This is a genomic window from uncultured Rhodococcus sp., assembly GCF_963525155.1.
In the GTDB taxonomy this organism is placed as follows: Bacteria; Actinomycetota; Actinomycetes; order Mycobacteriales; family Mycobacteriaceae; genus Rhodococcus_F; species Rhodococcus_F qingshengii.
Map to the genome: position 1 here is coordinate 21,378 of NZ_CAURKP010000032.1, position 19,367 is coordinate 40,744.

General features: G+C 63.9%; 16 protein-coding genes. 5 read left to right on the forward strand and 11 right to left on the reverse strand.

Annotation, left to right across the window (positions count from 1 at the left end; genetic code table 11):
* Position 1 precedes the first annotated feature (1 nt).
* A complete protein-coding gene (gene gabT / locus RWT78_RS09905; RefSeq protein WP_007727077.1) occupies positions 2-1,366 on the reverse strand; it encodes a 4-aminobutyrate--2-oxoglutarate transaminase in 1,365 nt (454 codons plus the stop codon).
* A 128-nt stretch (positions 1,367-1,494) separates the two neighbouring features.
* Between gabT and RWT78_RS09910 the strand changes: the two genes are divergently transcribed.
* Positions 1,495-3,012, forward strand: a complete 1,518-nt coding sequence (locus RWT78_RS09910) for a PucR family transcriptional regulator (protein ID WP_003941127.1) — start codon at positions 1,495-1,497, stop codon at positions 3,010-3,012.
* Here the strand turns inward: RWT78_RS09910 and RWT78_RS09915 are convergent.
* From RWT78_RS09915 to RWT78_RS09930, 4 genes are all read right to left on the reverse strand, one after another.
* Positions 2,989-6,195, reverse strand: coding sequence for an NAD-glutamate dehydrogenase domain-containing protein (locus tag RWT78_RS09915; RefSeq protein ID WP_003941144.1), 3,207 nt, complete (start codon positions 6,193-6,195; stop codon positions 2,989-2,991). The two genes, RWT78_RS09910 and RWT78_RS09915, sit on opposite strands and share 24 nt — an antisense overlap.
* A 127-nt stretch (positions 6,196-6,322) precedes the next feature.
* Complete coding sequence (locus RWT78_RS09920; protein WP_042452042.1) at positions 6,323-8,011, reverse strand: NAD(P)/FAD-dependent oxidoreductase; 1,689 nt, start codon at positions 8,009-8,011, stop codon at positions 6,323-6,325.
* The gene (locus tag RWT78_RS09925) at positions 8,008-8,853 is read right to left on the reverse strand and encodes a carbon-nitrogen hydrolase family protein (protein WP_019746722.1); all 846 of its coding nucleotides are present in this window, start codon (positions 8,851-8,853) and stop codon (positions 8,008-8,010) included. Before RWT78_RS09925 ends, RWT78_RS09920 begins: the two co-directional genes overlap by 4 nt.
* A gap of 133 nt (positions 8,854-8,986) precedes the next feature.
* Complete coding sequence (locus RWT78_RS09930; RefSeq protein ID WP_314675493.1) at positions 8,987-9,622, reverse strand: XRE family transcriptional regulator; 636 nt, start codon at positions 9,620-9,622, stop codon at positions 8,987-8,989.
* Positions 9,623-9,768: 146 nt separating this feature from the next.
* Between RWT78_RS09930 and speB the strand changes: the two genes are divergently transcribed.
* Complete coding sequence (gene speB, locus RWT78_RS09935; RefSeq protein ID WP_003941134.1) at positions 9,769-10,725, forward strand: agmatinase; 957 nt, start codon at positions 9,769-9,771, stop codon at positions 10,723-10,725.
* Here the strand turns inward: speB and RWT78_RS09940 are convergent.
* Positions 10,689-11,363 carry a class I SAM-dependent methyltransferase gene (locus RWT78_RS09940; protein WP_314675494.1) on the reverse strand — a complete coding sequence of 225 codons (675 nt, stop codon included), beginning with the start codon at positions 11,361-11,363 and terminating at the stop codon, positions 10,689-10,691. The genes speB and RWT78_RS09940 overlap by 37 nt on opposite strands.
* A 91-nt stretch (positions 11,364-11,454) precedes the next feature.
* On the opposite strand from RWT78_RS09940, the gene RWT78_RS09945 reads away from it, so the two are divergent.
* Together RWT78_RS09945 and RWT78_RS09950 are read left to right on the forward strand one after the other, a co-directional pair.
* Positions 11,455-11,967 carry a hypothetical protein gene (locus RWT78_RS09945; RefSeq protein ID WP_314675495.1) on the forward strand — a complete coding sequence of 171 codons (513 nt, stop codon included), beginning with the start codon at positions 11,455-11,457 and terminating at the stop codon, positions 11,965-11,967.
* Positions 11,968-12,072: 105 nt separating this feature from the next.
* Positions 12,073-13,674, forward strand: a complete 1,602-nt coding sequence (locus RWT78_RS09950; RefSeq protein ID WP_003941166.1) for an ABC transporter substrate-binding protein — start codon at positions 12,073-12,075, stop codon at positions 13,672-13,674.
* 41 nt (positions 13,675-13,715) lie between these two features.
* Here RWT78_RS09950 and RWT78_RS09955 read toward each other — a convergent pair whose 3' ends face one another.
* The 3 genes from RWT78_RS09955 to RWT78_RS09965 form a co-directional block, all read right to left on the reverse strand.
* A complete protein-coding gene (locus RWT78_RS09955; protein WP_249347261.1) occupies positions 13,716-13,982 on the reverse strand; it encodes a 6-carboxytetrahydropterin synthase in 267 nt (88 codons plus the stop codon).
* Positions 13,983-14,127: 145 nt separating this feature from the next.
* The gene (locus tag RWT78_RS09960; RefSeq protein WP_003941137.1) at positions 14,128-14,505 is read right to left on the reverse strand and encodes a metal-sensitive transcriptional regulator; all 378 of its coding nucleotides are present in this window, start codon (positions 14,503-14,505) and stop codon (positions 14,128-14,130) included.
* A 198-nt stretch (positions 14,506-14,703) separates the two neighbouring features.
* Positions 14,704-15,510, reverse strand: a complete 807-nt coding sequence (locus tag RWT78_RS09965; RefSeq protein ID WP_003941194.1) for a hypothetical protein — start codon at positions 15,508-15,510, stop codon at positions 14,704-14,706.
* A 251-nt stretch (positions 15,511-15,761) separates the two neighbouring features.
* On the opposite strand from RWT78_RS09965, the gene RWT78_RS09970 reads away from it, so the two are divergent.
* A complete protein-coding gene (locus tag RWT78_RS09970) occupies positions 15,762-17,192 on the forward strand; it encodes an MFS transporter (RefSeq protein WP_003941200.1) in 1,431 nt (476 codons plus the stop codon).
* Between the two features lie 208 nt (positions 17,193-17,400).
* On the opposite strand, the gene RWT78_RS09975 is transcribed toward RWT78_RS09970, so the two are convergent.
* Complete coding sequence (locus tag RWT78_RS09975) at positions 17,401-18,363, reverse strand: lantibiotic dehydratase C-terminal domain-containing protein (RefSeq protein WP_314675497.1); 963 nt, start codon at positions 18,361-18,363, stop codon at positions 17,401-17,403.
* Positions 18,364-18,446: 83 nt separating this feature from the next.
* Positions 18,447-19,367, reverse strand: a 921-nt coding sequence (locus RWT78_RS09980; RefSeq protein WP_314675498.1) for a hypothetical protein, incomplete at its 5' end; no start/stop codon positions are given.

Sequence of the window (19,367 nt, forward strand, 5' to 3'; positions counted from 1 at the left end):
GTCAGTTCCCCTGTGCTGCAGTGCGGATAGCGGTCTCGAGGACGGTCAACGCGTCGTCGAGCAGCTCTTCGGAGATGACCAGCGGCGGGAGCAAACGGATGACGTTGCCGTAGGTACCGCAGGTGAGGATCACGACGCCGGCAGCGAGGCATTCGGCGGCGATCTTCTTGGTGATGTCGGCGTCCGGCTCCTGCCCACCGGGCTTGACCAGCTCGATGGCGAGCATCGCGCCGCGACCGCGAACGTCACCGATGACGTCGAGTTCCTTTGCCAGTGCGTTCATTCGGCCGACGACGGTCGACTCGATGGTGCGTGCGCGGCCACAGAGGTCGAGCTCACGCATCTGGTCGATGGACGCCAATGCAGCGGCGCAGGCGACGGGGTTACCGCCGTAGGTGCCACCGAGGCCGCCGGGGTGGACGGCGTCGATGAGCTCGGCGCGGCCCGTGACAGCGGCGAGCGGCATGCCGCCTGCGATGCCCTTGGCGAGAGTGACCAGGTCGGGGACGATGCCCTCGTGATCGCTGGCGAACCAGGCGCCGGTACGAGCGAAGCCTGCCTGAACCTCGTCGGCGATGAAGACGACGCCGTTCTCCTTGGCCCACGCGACGAGCGTCGGGAGGAATCCTTCTGCGGGAACGATGAATCCGCCCTCGCCCTGAATGGGCTCGATGAGGATGGCGGCCGTGTTGGCAGCACCGACCTGCTTCTCGATCATCGTGATGGCGCGCTGTGCGGCCTGCTCACCGGTGATCTTGGAGCCATCGACGTTGAGGCCCTCGCGGTACGGGTAGGACATCGGGACGCGGTAGACCTCGGGGGCGAACGGACCGAAGCCGCTCTTGTACGGCATGGACTTCGAGGTCAGTGCCATCGTGAGGTTGGTGCGGCCGTGGTACGCGTGGTCGAAGACGACGACTGCGTCGCGACCGGTTGCGTGACGGGCGATCTTGACGGCGTTCTCGACGGCTTCTGCGCCGGAGTTGAACAGCACGGAACGCTTCTCGTGGTCACCGGGGGTGAGCTCGGCGAGACGCTCGGCGACCTCGACGTAGCCCTCGTACGGAGCGACCATGAAACAGGTGTGGGTGAAGTGCGCGACCTGATCCTGAACGGCGGACACGACGGCCGGGTTGGAAGCGCCGACGCTGGTCACCGCGATACCGGCACCGAGGTCGATCAGCGAGTTGCCGTCGACGTCGACGATGACTCCGCCGTCTGCGTCGGCGACGTAGACCGGGAGGGTGGATGCGACGCCGGCGCCGACGACCTTCTTACGGCGTTCGGCGAGCGCAGCCGAGCGCGGGCCCGGGAACTCCGTGACGATGCGACGCTCCTGCGGAAGCCGGTATTCGATTGCACTCATGTGACCACCCTCTCGGTTGTGTATTGCATTCGAGTATGCGACGCGCGAAGCATCGCAAGCACTGCCGAAATGGATACCCGAAGGTTCGGGACTACTCCATATCGGCAACGACAGCTAGCCTTGATCAGGTGACGGTTCCGATCTCGTGGCTCTTGCGCCAGAAACACCTCTCGCTGGCTCTGCTCACCGACCGAGCAGCTGCCACCCACCCCGTCACGTTCGCGCAGGCCACAGAGCTGACGGACCCCACACCGTGGCTTTCCGGCGGCGAATTGGTGCTCACCACCGGGCTGGCACTGGTGGGCGCGGACGCCACCGACTACAGCGAGTACATCGACCGTCTGGCCGCCGCAGAAGTATCGGCTCTGGGTTTCGGGACCGGCCTTTCCCACGAGAGTGTGCCCGCAGACCTGATTGCCGCCGCCCGCAGTCGCGGACTCCCCCTGCTGGAAGTGCCGTTCACGACCCCGTTCGCGGCAGTCACGCGCGCGGTGATGACCCGTCTGAGCCAGCAGGAATACGAATCGGTACTCCGCGCGGCAGAAGTACAGACACGCATCACCCGCGTTGCACTGCGCGGTGGCGTCTCGGCCATCGTGCGCGAACTGGCCACGGCCACAAAAACTTCGGTGGCGTTTGTCGGAGATCGGATCACCGCGGTGCATCCGGCAAACCAGAAGTCGTTGATCACCGAGGTTCGCGCGGTCGCGGCCACCACTCGCGATCCCAACGCTCCGGCGTCGATCTCGCAGAGCACGCCCGAACGGACGCTGACACTGTCCCCGGTCGGCGTCACCGACAGCTGGCACGGCTACCTCGCAATGGCCGGCGCCGGGCCCCTGAGCAATATCGACAGAGTGTTGCTCGGGCATGCGGTCTCACTGCTCACTCTCGAACTCGAGAAGCCGGTTCGCCTGCGGGCCGAGCGAACTCGACTCAACGCCATGGCTTTCGGGCTCTTACTCGACGGCCGAATCCCCGAGGACGGTGTGCCGTCGTACTTGGACGAAGCGAGCGACACGCACGGCAACGTCCGTGTCGTCCACGTTCGCGGATCCGGACTCGGCCCCGTTCTTCGCGAACTCGACAACGCTCTCGCACGAGCAGGCCGGCCGTTGTTCGCGCAATCCGAGGACGGTTCGCTGACCGTCCTCCTCCGCGGAACCGACACAATCGACACCGCCAAAACACTACTGGCGCAGCTCTCCCCCACCGAAGCGAAAGCCGTGCGTGCCGGAATCAGCACCCCTCACCGTCTTCTCGACGCACCCCGCGCACTCGTCCAGGCCCGCGCCGCGGCCAACCTCACGACGGCTACGGCGCGTATTCTCGAGTTCGACGCTCTGAGTGGTTCGACGATTCTGGCATCCGAGCCTGCCCGTGACGCATTGATCGCCATGGCTGCGGACACCATCCCGGTGCTGACGGAACACGACCAGGCACACGGAACCGCACTGGCCGCGTCACTGCGCGCCTATCTCGAGGCGAACGGCCAATGGGAATCGGCCGCAGCCGAACTCGGTGTTCACCGGCACACCCTCCGAGGCCGCATCGCACGCATAGAGGAACTGCTGCAATGCGACCTCGGGCAGGCCAGGGTCAGAGCCGAACTACTGCTATCGCTACTCGCCTGGGAGGGCCGCTGAACGCTCCTCCGCATGCACCGAAGCGAAGCTCGACGCACCGCGGACGAGCAGTTCGAGTTCGGCGTCGACCGTGCAGAGACGGGCGGTGTCCAGCGCTCCACTGCGGCTCACGCTCGACATCAAAGCCGTGAACCGGCGCACCGCTTGCGGATTGGCGGCGGTCCACAACTCGACGACCTCCGGAATACCTTCTCCGAGCGCTCCGGACACGAGGTCTGCGAAACGCGCCGTCAACCTGGCGTGGACGGCAGCGCTGCCCATGACCTCCCAATGCGAGGCACCGACGGCAACGTCGACGCCCCCGAGAACATCGCCCAGATCGAGGGTGTCGGAGAGTTCCCGGTAGATCGCAGCTGCGGCCTGAACCGTCGTATTCTCCTGCAATGCAATGTCAGCCAGGGCGAGCGCCCCGAAAGAAGCCTCGATGCGCTCACTTGCCGACAGCCCTTCGGTGAGAGCCCGCACCGGCGCGGCCCATCGATCGATGTCGGCTCGCGGGTTCACGGTGAACCGGCCGGCTGCTCCCGGGCGACGCAACACCCAGCTCATCTCGGATTCCAACAACTGCTGCAAGCGATCGAGAGCCTGCAACTGCTCGGTGGCGCGCAGCTCCGAGTTCAAGATCTCGCGCCGAAGTTCCTCGGTGCCGAGCACTTCGCTGACCACTGCGTAGGCCAGAGCCGCTTCCGGACTGTGGACTCCGAGGTGTTCCTCCAGCCGGAACAGCACGCCGGGGCCGACGCGGTTGACCAGTTCGTCGACAACCGAGGTGATGATGATGTCGCGGCCCAACCGATGTGCGCGGACTGCGTCCGGTGCGGCCTCGACGACGGAGAGCGGGAAGTACTGTGGGAGACGATCGGCGAAGATCTGATTGTCCGGGACCGTCGATGCGCCCAGTTCCGCAGTCAGTACGTTCTTCGACTGCGCCACCAGCACAGCAAGTTCCGGCCGCAGGAGACCCTGCCCGGCACGCGCCCTGACCGCCAGCGCCTTGGCGTCGGGCAGAGATTCTTCCAGTCGCTTCATGGCGCCCGCCGAGACGAGGTTCTCGATCAACCGCTCGTGCTGATCGAGCAGGGCCGGTGCGCGGTGCTCGGCCAGGCTGATCGCGAGGGTCTGATCTTCACTGGCCTCGAGCACCGATGCGGCCACCTCGTCCTGGGCCGCCGCGAGTAGTTCATTGCGCGAGGTCGAGTCCAACGCTGCGAGTGCGATCTTGATGTTGACCTCACGGTCCGAGGTAGCCACGCCGGCCGCGTTGTCGATGAAGTCGGCGTTGATTCGGCCACCGCCAGCGGCATATTCGATGCGGGCACGCTGGGTGAAGCCGAGGTTGCCGCCCTCACCGACCACCGTCGCACGCAACTCGTCAGCGCTGACGCGAACTGCGTCGTTGGACGGATCGGCCGCGTCGACGTTGCTTTCGGTCGACGCTTTCACGTAGGTACCGACGCCGCCGTTCCACAACAGGTCCACCGGAGCACACAGGATCGCTCGGATCAGTTCCTGCGGGGTCAGCTTCTCCTCGGTGATTCCGAGGGCCGCCCGCGCCTCGAGCGGAAGGCGGATCGACTTCGCGCTCCGCGGCCAGACGCCACCACCAGGCGACATCACGGTGCGGTCGAAGTCGTCCCAGGACGAGCGCGGCACGGTGAAGAGGCGAGCGCGTTCGGCAAACGTCGTCTCGGTGTCGGGGTTCGGGTCGATGAAGATGTGGCGGTGATCGAATGCCGCGACCAGACGGATCTTGTGCGAGAGCAACATTCCGTTGCCGAACACGTCGCCGGACATGTCCCCGATACCCGCGACGGTGAACGGATCGGTGTCGACATCGAGGTCGCGCTCGGCGAAGTGCCGTCGTACCGCTACCCAGGCGCCGCGAGCGGTGATGCCCATCGCCTTGTGGTCGTAGCCGGCCGAACCGCCGGAAGCAAAAGCGTCGCCGAGCCAGAAACCACGCTCGACGGCGATGCCGTTCGCGACGTCCGAGAACCGTGCGGTCCCCTTGTCTGCTGCCACGACGAGATAGGAGTCTTCACCGTCGTACTCGATTACTTCTGCCGGGTGTACCGCAGCGCCGTCGACGATGTTGTCCACCACGTCCAGCAAGCCGCGAATGAAGGTGCTGTACGACTCCTGCACCTGCGCCGGAGTCGGTGACGACGTGCCCCGAACCACGAACGCGCCCTTGGCACCCGAAGGAACGATCGGGGAATTCTTCACGCTCTGGGTCTTCATGAGGCTCAGGGCCTCGGTGCGGTAGTCCTCGTATCGATCCGACCAACGCAGGCCGCCACGGGCGACGGACGAACTACGCAAATGAACGCCTTCGACATTGGGTGCGCTGACGTAGATCTCGCGGAAGGGAACGGTCTTCTGCGGGGTGGAGAGCAACTGCGAGTCGATCTTGAACGACGCGTACGGCAGCGGGTCGCCGGACTCACCACGCAGGTACCAGTTGGTGCGCAGAGTCGCCTGCAGGAACGAACGAACGCCGCGCAAGACGCGATCCTCGTCGAGAGTGTCTGCACCGTCGACTGATTCGTCGATGGCCGCCGCCGCGGTGGCCACGGCCGTCTCACGCGAACCTGCTACGGCGGGATCGAAACGCGCGGTGAAGAGTTCGATTGCCTGCCGTACGAAGAGCGGCTTCGCTGCCAACACTCCGACGATGTAGCTCTCGGACAACCCGATACGAGCCTGAGCGAGGAAACGGCACGCAGCGCGCAGCAACTCTGCGTCGCGCCACGTGATGTCTGCTCGTCCGATCAGACTGGAGAATGCGTCCATCCGGGTCTGTCCGGCGATGACGGCTTCGAAGGCGTCCGCCATCTTCTGCAGCGCACTGCCGTCGAAGGTGCTCGGCTCGAAGGTGAAGTAGTGCGCCGAACCCAGAACGGTCGGAAGGGGGCGGTGCGTCGAAACTCGGAGTCCGAGGGACTCGAAGTTCTCGCACAGATCGGAGAGGGAGGGCTCTCCGGACGGCCACAGCACCACACAGGTCAGATCGTCACTGCTCAGGGCATCGCTGTTCAAGTCGTCGCCCTGACGGAAGACGAGTCGCTGGCCCGCTGCTGCCAATTCGGCGACCAGTTCGAGCGCCGGGTCACCGGATCGATCACCGCCTGCCGGTCTCGATTCTGCAGCTGCGGTCTTGGTCGCCGATGATGTGCTCGCCATTGAACACCCTCCTGGAAATTATTGGATCCGAACACTTTCCAGTGTTGCGTGGATCACCGGAAAGAGGTCGTGCCCGATAGGAGTACCAACCCCCATCGGGCACGACATTTCGGCAGTTGCGGTGAGCTCAGTCGCCCAACCTGATCGGAGCAAGCTCCTCGAACACGTCGCCGGGTCCGGGATTCTCGGCAGGCGCAGCGCCGCCGAGATGGTTGACGACGCCCCATACCGCGTTGATCGCGGTCTGGATCGCGCCCTCAGCCCAGCCGGCGGTCCACGACACGTCGTCACCGGCGAGGAAGATTCCCCGATGACGCGGTTCGAGATCATTCTGCACGAAGTGGGAGAACAGGCGCTCCTGGTAGCGGTAGTGCCCCGGAAGGTTCGCCTTGAATGCGCCCATGAAGTCGCGCTCGGTTTCCCACGACAGCGTCACCGGGCTCGAGATGATGTGGCTGCGGAAGTCAACGCCGGGGTAGATCTCTTCGAGAGAGCGCAGCATGATGTTCATGCGCTCGGTGGCGTCGAGCGCCAGCAGCTTCAGCGAATCGTCCGACCAGGTGTACGACAAGCAGATCAGGCCTGGCTTGCCCTCGCCTTGATCGAGCAGGTAGGTGCCGCGACTCATACGGTCGGTCAGTGTCATCGACACCGAATCACGGCCGGTCACGGGGTCCTTGTCCTTCCAGAACGGGCGGTCGACGAGAACGAACACCTTGGTCGAACCCATGTAGTGAGTTCGCTCGATCGCAGTCCAGTGGTCGATCGGGAACAGATCGTCGTCACACCTGATGTTGTTCAGCAGCATCCAACTCTGCACTGTCACAACGGCACTCGCATACGTGCGAATGAAACCTTCGGAGTCGGTGACCGTGATGTTGCCGGGCTCGGTACGCCGGAGTTCGGTGACGCGGGGACGCGTCTCACCGTCGTTGAGCGAAGCGACCGTAGTACCGGCAGGCCAATGCGCCATGTGCGCCGGGGCGCGGTTCCACAACCGCATCGGCAGCTGCTGCGATCCACCGACGATGCCGCGGTGGTCGTCGTCGGCGGCCGTGATGACCACACGAAGGATTTCGAGGATCGAGTTGGGGTAGTCGGTATCCCAACCGCCCGTACCGAATCCGACCTGTCCGAACACTTCCCGCATGTGGAAGGACTTGAAGTGCTTCGACGCGGCGAGGAATCCGTAGAACGTCTGGTCGTCGTAGCGCACCACGAGGTCGTTCCAGATCCGCTTGATTTCTGCGGTGTCGCGGTCACGAATGGCCTGCTGCAACGGAATCAGATCGGCATGCTCTTCGAGAGTGCGCTGCCAGGCCTGCGCCACCTCGGTGTAGATCGGCGGCAGATCCTCGAGAGTGTGCGCGTAGTGGCTCTCACCCTTGAGATCGATGACGGTGCTCGGCGTGACCTCGGCAAGGGGATTGGGGAACTCTTCGGTCTGCAGACCCAGTTCGTTCAGGTAGTGGAACAACGTCGTCGACGACGGTGGGAAACGCATTGCGCCCATCTCGGCGACAACCCCGGGGTGCCCGTCGAACTCGACCGACCGCATCCGGCCACCGATCTGATCAGCTTCGTAGACAATCGGTTTGAGACCGACCTTGAGCAACTCGTAGGCCGCGATCATGCCGGAGAGTCCACCACCGATCACGGCAACTTCTGTACCCAGTGCCAGATCGGGCACCGAGCCGAGTCCCGCCGGACTGGAAACGTAGTCGTCGTACGGGAACGGAAAATCCGGCCCGAACATCGTGAGGGGCGGCTGCTTGCCGGGTTCCGAGGAACTGTCCGGAGCTACTGGGATGGTCATCTACGGTTCTCCTTGGAGACAGTCGTGACAGAAAGGTCGGGATACAGATCGAGGCGTCGATCGTCGAGATGCGTGTTGAGGGTGCGCGATTGCGAGACGGTGGCGGCGGCGATATCCGCGAAGAGCAATTCCTGGCCGCCCCCTGCCCGCGCCAACTCGGCACCGTCGGGTGCGATGGCGCACGAGAGACCGCAGTAGGTCAGCTCGGTTTCGGCGCCGCACCGATTGACGTAGGTGACAAACATCTGACTCTCGTATGCGCGGGCCGGAACCACTTGCTGCGCAATGTGTTCGTACGGAGTCATCAACCCTGTCGGCACGATGAGCCATTCGGTACCGGCGTCGGCATGGGCCCGAACCGCTTCCGGAAATTCCACGTCGTAGCAGATCAACAACCCGCAGCGGATGCCCTCGAAATCGAACCCGACCACCAGGGTCTCACCTGGCCGGAAATGTTCGCGGTCGAGCGTGCCGAACAGATGCGTCTTGCGGTAGTGCGCAAGCGAAGTGCCGTCGCGGTCCACCACCTGCACACTGTTGTAGACATCTCCCCCGTCGAGTTCGGGGTAGCCGTAGACGACTGCGATGCCTGCACTTCGAGCAATCGCGGCGACGGAATCGAAGATCGGGCCGTCGGCCGGTTCCGCGCGTAGCGACACCAGTTCGCCGATGTCGTAGCCGGTTGCGGACATCTCCGGCGTCAGCAGGATCTTCGCACCGGATGCCGCAGCCTCGCGGGCAGCAGTGTCGATTGCAGCGAGGTTGAACTCCACCGACGCAAAGGTGTCCGGAGTGGTGAGCGGACCTTGGAACAGGCCAACTCGAACTGAATCGACATGCATGGTGCGCTCCTTCAGGAGTTCCGTGACGCCAATTTTCGACGGTGTGTGTGACGGGGACAACTACCAGCGTGACGGGTGCCGCCAATCATGTCAACTCTTGTTTCCTAAGAATCAACATTCACGGATTCGAGTCTCACGAAGACGACGCGCGGGGCCCTTCCGGCAATGCCGGATTCAAGACCCACAGAACCTTCGCCGGAACCGAGCCTTCGGCCTGAAAACTATGGTTGTGCGTCGGCGTGAACGTGAAGGAATCGCCCGCCGCAAGTACGACGTCTTCGGCATCGACGGCCTCACCGTTCGGATCCGTCCGACCGCCCTCGAACGAGACCCGCAAGCCGCCCTCGAGCACGTGCACGAAGTTCACGTCGATCGGCAGACTGTAGAACTCCCGACCACTTCCGCCGCCTGGTTCCAGCTCGCCGAGCAGCACCTGAATTCGACGCTCGTTGGTAGGCGTGAGCAGGTACTCCGTCATCTTTTCGCCACCGAAGCTGATTTGCGGCATGGCGTCGGCGCGGACTACTTCACCGGCGGACGCATTCTCGAACAGGGATCCGACGGGGATCTCGAGCACCGCGCACACCTTTATCAGGGTCGCCACCGACGCGTTGACGTGATCGCGCTCGAGTTTCGAGAGATACCCCTTGGTCACACCACAGGCCTCGGCCAGGTCGTCGAGGGTCAACCGCTTCGATTGACGTGCCGCCTTGAGCCTCGCCCCGATGCGCGGTCCGACCGGCTCGACCACTTCCTTCGCCTTGGCCACTGAATCCACTCCTTCACGACCGCCGTGTCCCTTTCAGGAAACAGGGGTTGACAACCGAGCCTCTTGAAGAAACCATACTTGCTCAGAGAGCTACATCACTGAAGGGCGCCCGGTGTGCGCCGAATCGAGAGCAGGGACCTCTGCACATGGCTACCAACAACCCCGGATCGTTCATCGGACCCGTCGACGCCACGCGCGTCCCCCGCTACGCCGAGCCGACCACCTTTGCGCGTCTCCCGCGCCTGGACGAGGTCTCGCGCGCCGACGTGACGATCCTCGGCATCCCCTTCGATTCGGGTGTCAGCTACCGCCCCGGTGCCCGGTTCGGTCCGGGCCACATCCGCGCTGCGTCGAAGCTGCTGCGTCCGTACAACCCGGCGCTGAAGGTCTCGCCCTTCGCCAACCAGCAGGTAGCCGATTTCGGCGACATCGGCGTCAACCCCTTCGACATCCAGGAAGCTCTCACGACGGTTCAGTCCGCCGTTACCGACCTGCGCGCCGACGGTTCCTCCGTGCTCACGCTCGGCGGCGACCACACCATCGCACTGCCGATCCTGCGCTCACTGGCCCGCGATCACGGCCCGATCGCCGTCCTGCACTTCGACGCTCACCTCGACACCTGGGACACCTACTTCGGTCAGCCTTTCACCCACGGCACCCCCTTCCGCCGCGCCAGCGAAGAGGGCCTGATCGACATGGAGCGTTCGCAGCACATCGGCATCCGTGGACCGCTCTACAGCGAGAAGGACCTCGAAGACGACCGCGTCCTCGGCTTCCAGGTGATCCGCAGTGACGACTACGAGGTCGACGGTGTCGCCAGCATCGTCGAGCGCATGCGTAAGCGCCTCGACGGTGGCCCGGTGTACGTCTCCGTCGACATCGACGTACTCGATCCCGCCCACGCTCCGGGCACCGGAACACCCGAAGCGGGCGGCATGACCTCTCGCGAATTGTTGAACACACTGCGTGGGTTGGTGGGACTCAACGTGGTCGGCGCCGACATCGTCGAGGTAGCGCCGGCGTACGACCACGCCGAGATCACCGGTATCGCAGCGGCCCACGTCGCTTACGAGTTGCTGTCGGTGCTCGCACTCAATCGCTGAAGCAGCACAACGGTATCCGTCGTGTGATGCATCTCGGGGTTCGCGGGAAGATCACGTTCCCGCGACTCCGAGACCAACACCTTCCAACCATCGGTGAACAGCGACTCCACGTATTCGGGTGTATGGAGCATGGCCCGATGGTGCTCGGTCGGCGACTCGTGAGGTGAGTGGCCCACGATCAGCAAATTCCCGCCGGGCGCGACCAGATCTCCGAGAGCACGGAACAATTCCCCGCGCGCGGGTTCGAGCATGTGGAAGAACTGCGCGGACACCAGATCGAACGAGCGCCCCTGCGGATCCCACTTCGTCAGGTCGGCTTCCAGCCATTCGATGTCGACGCCTTCGCCCTCGACGTGAGCCTGGGCGCGGCCGAGCGCAACCGACGAGATGTCGGTGCCGGTGACCTTCCACCCGCGACGCGCCAACCACAAAGCGTCGGCACCTTCGCCGCAACCGACGTCGAGTGCCGTGCCCGGTTCCAGGTCGGAGGCTTCGGCAATCAACTGTGGGTTGGGATTTCCGCTCCAGCGCGCGGGGCGTTCCTCGTACAGCGAGTTCCAGAACTGTGCGTCCGCCTTGGCGTACGGATTCTCGGTGGTATCGGAGTTTTCGTGGTGATTGTGGTGTTCGTTGCTCATGCACCCAGGATGAACGACCTTCCACAACTCACGCAACCATCTTTGCTGAAACAGCAACTTCTCCATTTCGACGCCCTGCTAACGTCACGTCGTGGCCGGTGGATTTCCCGTGTTTCGTCTCTACTGCAACTCAGCGGGCCCATACGTTTTGTGTTGTGCGCATTTCCCCGAGTTCACCGGTTCGAACTCGGACGAAGAGTTCAGCGTCCAGCAGAGCTTCGACCGCGCAGTCGAGAAGATTTTGCGCGATGCATCCTTCGAACCGACTACCTTGACTTTGGTCGGCGAGCAGCAGGGCTATCCCGTCGGAGACCGACTGTTCGATACGACAGTTCCGCGTACCGGAACCGTCTCGTACGCGTTCCAAGAAGCCGGACCGCCGTGGATCGTTCTCGGCCTTGATGTTTCGGCGGACGAATTCTGGTCCGAAATCGACGACGACGCAGACCTCCACGGTCTCGACCCCACCTCCCCGTTGAGGTCAGTGCCAGCACCGTGCTCACGGAGACCGGGTGGCCACGACGAAGTGACCTCGACTCCCCGTGAACTGAACCAGAACTCCAACCTTCGTGAAATCGAACAAAAATCCGCCCGATTTTCGTGAGGATCGACCGAGATGCCCGTCACGTCCTACGCCAAGATTTAGCGGTCACACTCGACTGCGCCCTCACGATTCACTCCCGGGCCCCGGCTCCTTCACGGAGGCACAATGAAACACCGCTCCTATTCGACGCTTGCCGCGACCGCGGGGCTCGCGCTCGTATTGTCGGCTTGCAGCTCGGGAGGCACGTCCTCGGGCTCCGGCGGCGGTGAGCCTCTGACTGACGGAACCTTCCGGTACGCGTTGCAAGGCGATCCGGGTGCACTCAACCCGATCATGTCCGGCTCTGCGGCAACCGCGGAAATTTCGAAGCTGGCGTACGACTCCCTGGTCTACCAGGATCCTGAAACCAGTGAATTCAAACCATGGTTGGCCGAGAAGTGGGAAGAAACGCCGACCTCCGCGTCCTTCACCATTCGTGAAGGCGTGACCTGTACCGACGGGTCGACGCTGACTGCGCAGACCGTCGCGAACAACATCAACTTCGTAGCCGATCCAGCCAAGGGTTCACAACAACGCGGCACCACAGTTCCCATCGGCGCTTCGGCCACTGCCGATCTCGCCACCCGCACCATTACGGTAACCACTCCGGCGCCGACCCCGTTCCTCCTCCTCACCATCAGTCGCCTCCCGATCATGTGCGATGCCGGACTCGAAGATCCGACCGCCTCGAACAACAAGTCGCTGGGCTCCGGCATGTTCGAAGTCACCGAAGTCTCGGCCAATGACCACTACACGTTCGAGCGTCGTGACGGTTACAGCTGGGGGCCCGACGACACCACCTCCGACACACCGGGTGTCCCCAAGACAGTCATTGCTGTCATGGCACCCAATGTCAGCACCGCAGCAAACCAGCTTCTCTCAGGCGAACTGAGCGCATCTCCGATCGCCGGTCCGGACAAGGATCGCATCGATGCCGCCAATTTCGACTCGGTCCAGCGCCCACTTCCCGCCGGTCAGATGTACTTCAATCAGATTGCGGACAATCCGACCAGTGATCCCGCCGTTCGAAAAGCTCTCGTCCAGGCTGTCAATCTCGACGATCTCGCTGAAGTCATCACTGGCGGCCAGGGCACCCGTGCAACAAGTCTTGTCTCCGTCGAGCCCCGAGCCTGTGTGTACGACTCTGTCGCAGGCAACATTCCGGACTTCGACCTCAGCGCAGCAAAGGCAACACTGGACGCTGCAGGTTGGACCGCCGGCTCCGACGGCAAACGAAGCAAGGACGGAAAGCCGCTGACCCTCCGCCTCTTCTACGCTGCCGGCGAAGATGCGCGCAGCGCGGCAGCCGAGCTCACCCAGTCGGCATGGTCCGACCTCGGTGCGACCGTCGAGGTGACAGGAGCCGACCAGACCAAGGTTGTCGACGTCATGCTCAGTGGCAAGGACAACAACCAGTGGGACATCGCGTGGATCCAGATCAACAATTCGGTTCCCAGCGGGTTCGTCCCGTTCTTCTCCGGTCCTGCTCCGGCAGCAGGTAAGAACTTCTCTTCGATCAACAACCCCGCCTACGAAGCAGCCGTTGCCAAGGCATCCGGCTTGACCGGCGAAGCAGCGTGCGCGGAGTGGGCGGACGCCGAGTCACAGATCACCAAAACGGTGTCCGCAGTCCCGTTTGCAGATACGGTCTTGAGCTTCTACTTCAACAAGGCCGGACTCGCATTCGGTAAGACCTTCATCGGTTCTGCGTTGCGCCTCTACCAGTAGGCCGGTCGACCGAACGCGGTGCGTCAACGAGATACGTCAGATCATTGTGATCTGACGTATCTTGTTGCCACACCGATCGTCTCGTTGTCGAGTTCGACGTAGGTCAGCTGAGGAATGCTGGACGCAAGTTCAGTGAAAGCCCACTTCGCGACATTCTCGAATGACGGACGGAAATCGAAAATCTCCGGCCAGGCACCGCTCGCCAATTGCTCGGCACATCGATCGACGGACTCGTCCAGAGCGTCCGTGTCGACAAACCATCCACGTTCTCCGAGTTGGTCGTCCTCGAACGAGAACGCCACTCGCATCGTCACGCGAAAACCCTCGGCAGGCATCAGCGGCGGCAAGTTCTTCGCGTCCCGCACCGGTGCCGGAAGCCCCTACCTCACAGCGAATGTACGACGGATCTCGATACTGAACATGCGCACCAAGGTATCAACATTCATCACAATTCTATGAGCGGACCAATCGCGCAATCGCCTCGTTCGCTTCTTTGATCTTCGCGTCCGCCTCGGGCCCACCGGCAACAGCGGCTTTGACGACGCAGTGGCCGATGTGGTCCTCGAGCAGGCCCATGGCCACCGCCTGGAGGCCCTTGGTCATCGCCGACACCTGCGTCAGGATGTCGATACAGTACTTGTCCTCGTCGACCATGCGCTGCAGGCCGCGAGCTTGACCTTCAATGCGACGCAGACGCGCCAGGTAGTCGCCCTTGGCGGTGATGTAGCCGTGCGAATCTCCCGTGCAGCACACATCGCCGGTCGCATCACTGCCTTGGGCACTGTTTGGAGCACTGCTTGGCGCACTGCCCACTTCTGTCGCTTCCGACATTCGATGTCCTCCTATTCGTCAACGCGTGACTTCGCAACAATTCTCGTTACCGGGGCGATGTGCGGAGACTCTTCGACTTCCGTTGTCTTGCAGAGCAATCACTGCGCACATCGCCACGCATTTCGCTACGGCACGAACAGATGGATGCATGGCGATTGCCCATGCCCGTTTTCCCGTTGCTGCGAAACGCATTCGGTTTCAGTGCCCGTGGTGCGCGTGGCTCGAGTGTTCGGCCCCAGGCGTGGTCGCATTGTCGGCCGTCAGCGTGAATTCCGCCGTACGTACCACTTCGCCATGTTTGAAGTCCAGGAACAACCGGTAGTCCTCAGCGCTCGGCATGTTGGCGTAGAAGGTGATTGCCGGTCCAGCCGGCGTGACACCGTCACCGGGATGACCGTCCGGATGCACATGGAGATATGCGAGGTCGGAGGCACGCAACGCGACCAGATGCCCGTACGCGGCAAGGTAGGGCTGCAAGTCCGTGACCGGGATTCCGTCAAGACTGACCGAGAGCGTGAGCTTCGATGTCTGGCCGGCATGGGCCGCGCCTTCGAGAGAGACGGTATAGCCGTCGACCGTCGTGACGGCAGCAGCGGCGGGCAACGGCCGAGGATCATAGGACCCGGCGACTCGTACATCCGCACTCAGCGTCATTCCGTCACCGCCGTCCGGGGTGAAGTCAGCGAAGACTCGGTAGTCTCCCGCGTGATCGAAATCGACTGACACACGCCAGTTTCCGTTCTCGTCCAATTCGGGATGCACGTGCTGGAATCCGGTCAGGTCCAGACCGACCACGATCAGATGCAACTGCTTGTCGTGGGTGTCGGTGTACCGGGTCAACGGAGCTCCAACCGAATCCAGGATCCGGAACTGCAAGGGGACATGGCTGCCGACGGCCGCCTCCGACGTTGCCAATTCCAGTGTGTAGCCGTTGTCGCTGAACATCTTGCCCTCCAAAGTTTGGGTCGGCAGCACTTTCGTTGCCGTCTGCGTCAGGTTCTGCACTCCTTGACATCGAACCTGTTGCAATTTGTACCATACCCCCCTAGGGTATGCAACGAACTACTCGAACACCCTGAATTCACTCGAAGGAGATCCGATGCGCATCTACGCAGAGCGCCGGCCGAATGAGTTCCAAGAGCAGCATTTCCCCGTGCACCCCAACGAAGCGCTGCGCCGATGTCACCCAGGCCCGCTTACGACACCCCTAGACCACACAAGCATCACCTATACCCCGTACAGGTAAGGAACTCAGAATGTCCACACAACCGAAATCCACCCGTAAGTGGTGGGCGTTGGCGTTGATCGCCGCCGCTCAGTTCATGGTCATCATGGACACCTCCATCATCGGCGTCGCTCTCCCCCAGATGCAGAGCGATCTCGGCTTTTCCCAAGAAGGCCTGACCTGGGTCTTCAATGCGTACGTCATCGCGTTCGGCGGGCTACTCCTCCTCGGCGGCCGCCTGTCCGACCTGTTCGGCGCCCGCAGAGTGTTCTCCGCTGGTTGGCTGATCCTGCTGATCGGTTCCGTTGTCGCCGGTGCCGCCGGTAACGTCGCCGTCGAACTTGCGGGCCGTGCAGTCCAGGGCGCAGGCGCCGCACTCATCGCGCCGTCGGCGCTCACCTTGCTGATGATGCTGTTCGGCAGCACGCAGAAAGAGATGACCAAGGCGCTGTCCATCTACGGCGCTGCCGCCCCGGCCGGCGGTACGGCCGGCGTGTTCCTCGGCGGCGTCATCACCGAATACACCAGCTGGCCTTGGGTGTTCTACCTCAACATTCCCATCGCTGTCATCGCGCTGATCGCTACTCCCCTCCTGATGCCGAACGCACCGGCACGTACCGGGTCGATCGACTTCCTCGGCGCACTCGCTGTCACCGCAGGTCTTGCTGTCGGAGTCTTCGGCATCGTCAGAGCACCTGATGTCGGATGGGGATCCGGGCAGACGTGGCTGGCGCTCGCCGTTTCGGCCGCTCTGTTGGGTGCATTCGTATTGATCCAGTCGAAGCGTCGGGAACCTCTGGTGCGTCTGGGAATCTTCAAGGCGCCCAACCTCGGTGCCGCGAACATCGCTCAGCTCGTCCTCGGCGCTGCCTGGATACCGATGTGGTTCTTCCTGAACCTGTACCTGCAGCAAGTGCTCGGATACAGCGCCTTCCCGGCCGGTGCGGCGCTGCTGCCGATGACGATCTTCGTCATGCTCGGCATGGTCGTCGTGGCACCACGGGCCATGGCGCGCTTCGGCGCAAAAGCAATGATCGTAGCCGGATTGCTGGTACTGGGAATCGGTTTGGGTTGGATGTCGTTGATCCGGCCCACCGGCAACTTCTGGGTCGACGTACTGCCGGCGTCGCTCGTGGCTGCGGCAGGTATGACGCTGGCGTTCATTCCCTCACTCGGTACGGCGATTTCGGCTGCACGCCCGGAAGAGGGCGGATTGGCTTCCGGCATCGTCAACGTCAGCTACCAGGTCGGCTCGGCTGTAGGCCTCGCGGTGATGACCGCAATCGCAGCAGTGTTCGGCGCTGATCAACTCGGTGACCTGACGGAGTTGACGAACGGGTTCTCCGCCGTGTTCCTCGGAGCAGCCGCCATCGCAGTGGTTGGCGCAGCAATCACCGCGATCGTGATGCGGTCGACCAAGGTCGACGATCCTCGAACCGTTCAATCCACCGTCAATTCTTGACCAACTCCGGTGGTGGGGTGGGCCGGCGGTCCCCACCCGCACCCCCCCCCCCCCGCCCAACGAGACATTGCCGAAGGAGCTCGACGGTCACCCCGACGAACTCTTACTAAAATGTCGACCTCGACGCGCAAGCACTGGCGGGAGCCAGAAGCCGGCAGAAGCGCGAGCGCAGGAGCCGCCCGGTGCCGACTTTGCCGTCTCTACCGCCTCAGCCGGAACCGAGCAGGTAACGGGCGCACACCCCGGCAACGCACTCCTCGGCGGGGTTGACGCCGAAACGATTCGCGTCCATGTGCATGACGTCGAGCGCCCGGCGCCCGCCGGGACCGGCACCGATCCCGCGCACGGTGAGGGCGGCGTCGGCGGCCAGCCGCTCAACCAGGTCATCGACCCGCTCCCATCCCGGCTCCTCCTCCAGCCGGCACCCGAGCACCTGCCGCACCACAGGGCCGAGGACGGCGCCGTCGCGCAGACGCTCGGGGAGCCGGGGCCCCCACGTGCGCAGGTGCGTGCCCAACAGCTCATCCGCAGGCAGCGGTCCGACGGCGGCCGCACGTGCCAGGAAGCGAGCGGTCAGACCCACCCTGGGCAGCGGACGCGTCACCGTCCACACCCGGTTCTCCAGGCACCAGCGGCTGGAGACGTCGAAATGCCGCTCGGCCTCCTCCACCCCCGGCGGACCGCCGTACTTGTCGTACTCGGGCCCGTACACCGAGCACACCGCGCCCGCCCGGCCGCTGCCGGTGGGGGCGGTCATCGGATCGGTAACCAGGAGCTCGACCACGCGCACCCGCGCGCGCAAGGATGCCGCGTCCAGAGCATCAAGACGATCGAAGGCCTCGTCCAGCACATCCGCAGCGGCCTGCAGTCGCAGCCTTATATGGTGACCGCGCAGGTCGATGAAGCGCAGGAAGTGGACCGAGCGGATCGGCCAGCGGGCGCGGGCCTCATCCACCCACCGTGCGATGTCGGGCAGCAGGGCGTCGGTGTCGTCCCCGCCGCCGCAGTAGATGCGTGCATACAGCCAATCGACGTCCCGGTCGTCCCGATCATCCCGGTCCGCCCGAACGGAGGCGGCGCCCGGGTCGCCCTGAACCGGCGAGCGCTTGGCCGCCGACGGGTCGGTCCCGCCGAGCAGGCCGGCTCCCGTCGCCGCAAGGTCTGTCGCCATGAGGTCTCCTGCCGGGGCTGTCGGGAGGCCGCCGCTCTCCGCCCGGGGTCGCGAACCCGCGCCGACGTCGTTCTGCACCGTAGTCACCAGACACCTCCACCGGTCTGCGATCCCTGTGATCCCTGCGATCCCTTGGATCCGTTAGGCCACTTGGGCCACTGCATGCCGATCAGATACTCCAGCACCGTCGCCTCGCCGTCGGGCGTCGTACCCGCGAGCTCATCCCTGGTCGGCAGGGCCTCGACCAGGGTCAGGTGCTCGACGTCGGGGTCGATCCAGCCGTGCAGCGCCAGCAGCGACACCGGTGACCGCAGGTCCACGTACCGCGGCTTGTGCTCGTCGAAGGTGGCGCCGGGGTCCGCCCGGGAATCCATGTGCTGATGGACGTAGATCTCCGCGGGAATCCCCCACTGATCGCGCAGTCTCGCCACTCTCACCAGGGTGGCCGCCAGGTCGCGGTCCAGGAGCTCGGTCACCCGGGAGGCCGGGAAGGTCCAGGACTCCCGACGAGTGACCAGGCGCCCATGGGAGGAGCGCGGGGAGTGGACCACCTCATCCGGCAGCGGTCCGGTCATGTCAAGGTTCCGACTGGTCCGGTGATCCGCGAAGGGGGCCATTCGGGCCCACGGATCGCCCAGCAGAGCCAGCCAGGACATGTAACCGCCGAGTCGGTACTGCGGGATGAGCCCGAGGTAGGCCACTCCCACCGGCCCGTGGTCGTCGCTCAGGAACAGGGTGTCGGTAGGCGGATCGTGCGCGAGCCTCAGCGAGCTCAGGGGCACGGCGTCCGGCGCCGCGGGCTCGCCGGGCAGGCCGAGCGGGGGCAGGACGCCGCAGGCCGCGGCCTGAGCCGTATTGCAGTCGGTGGCGACCTCGATCTCCAGCACGCGCTCCAGGCCCCAGGCGGTGCAGACTCCTCGCGCCAAGCGCTCGCGGTAGCCATCGCCCAGCAACCGGTGGAAGCGGGTCTGGAGGGCCCCATTGCCATTGGTGAAGGCGTGGAC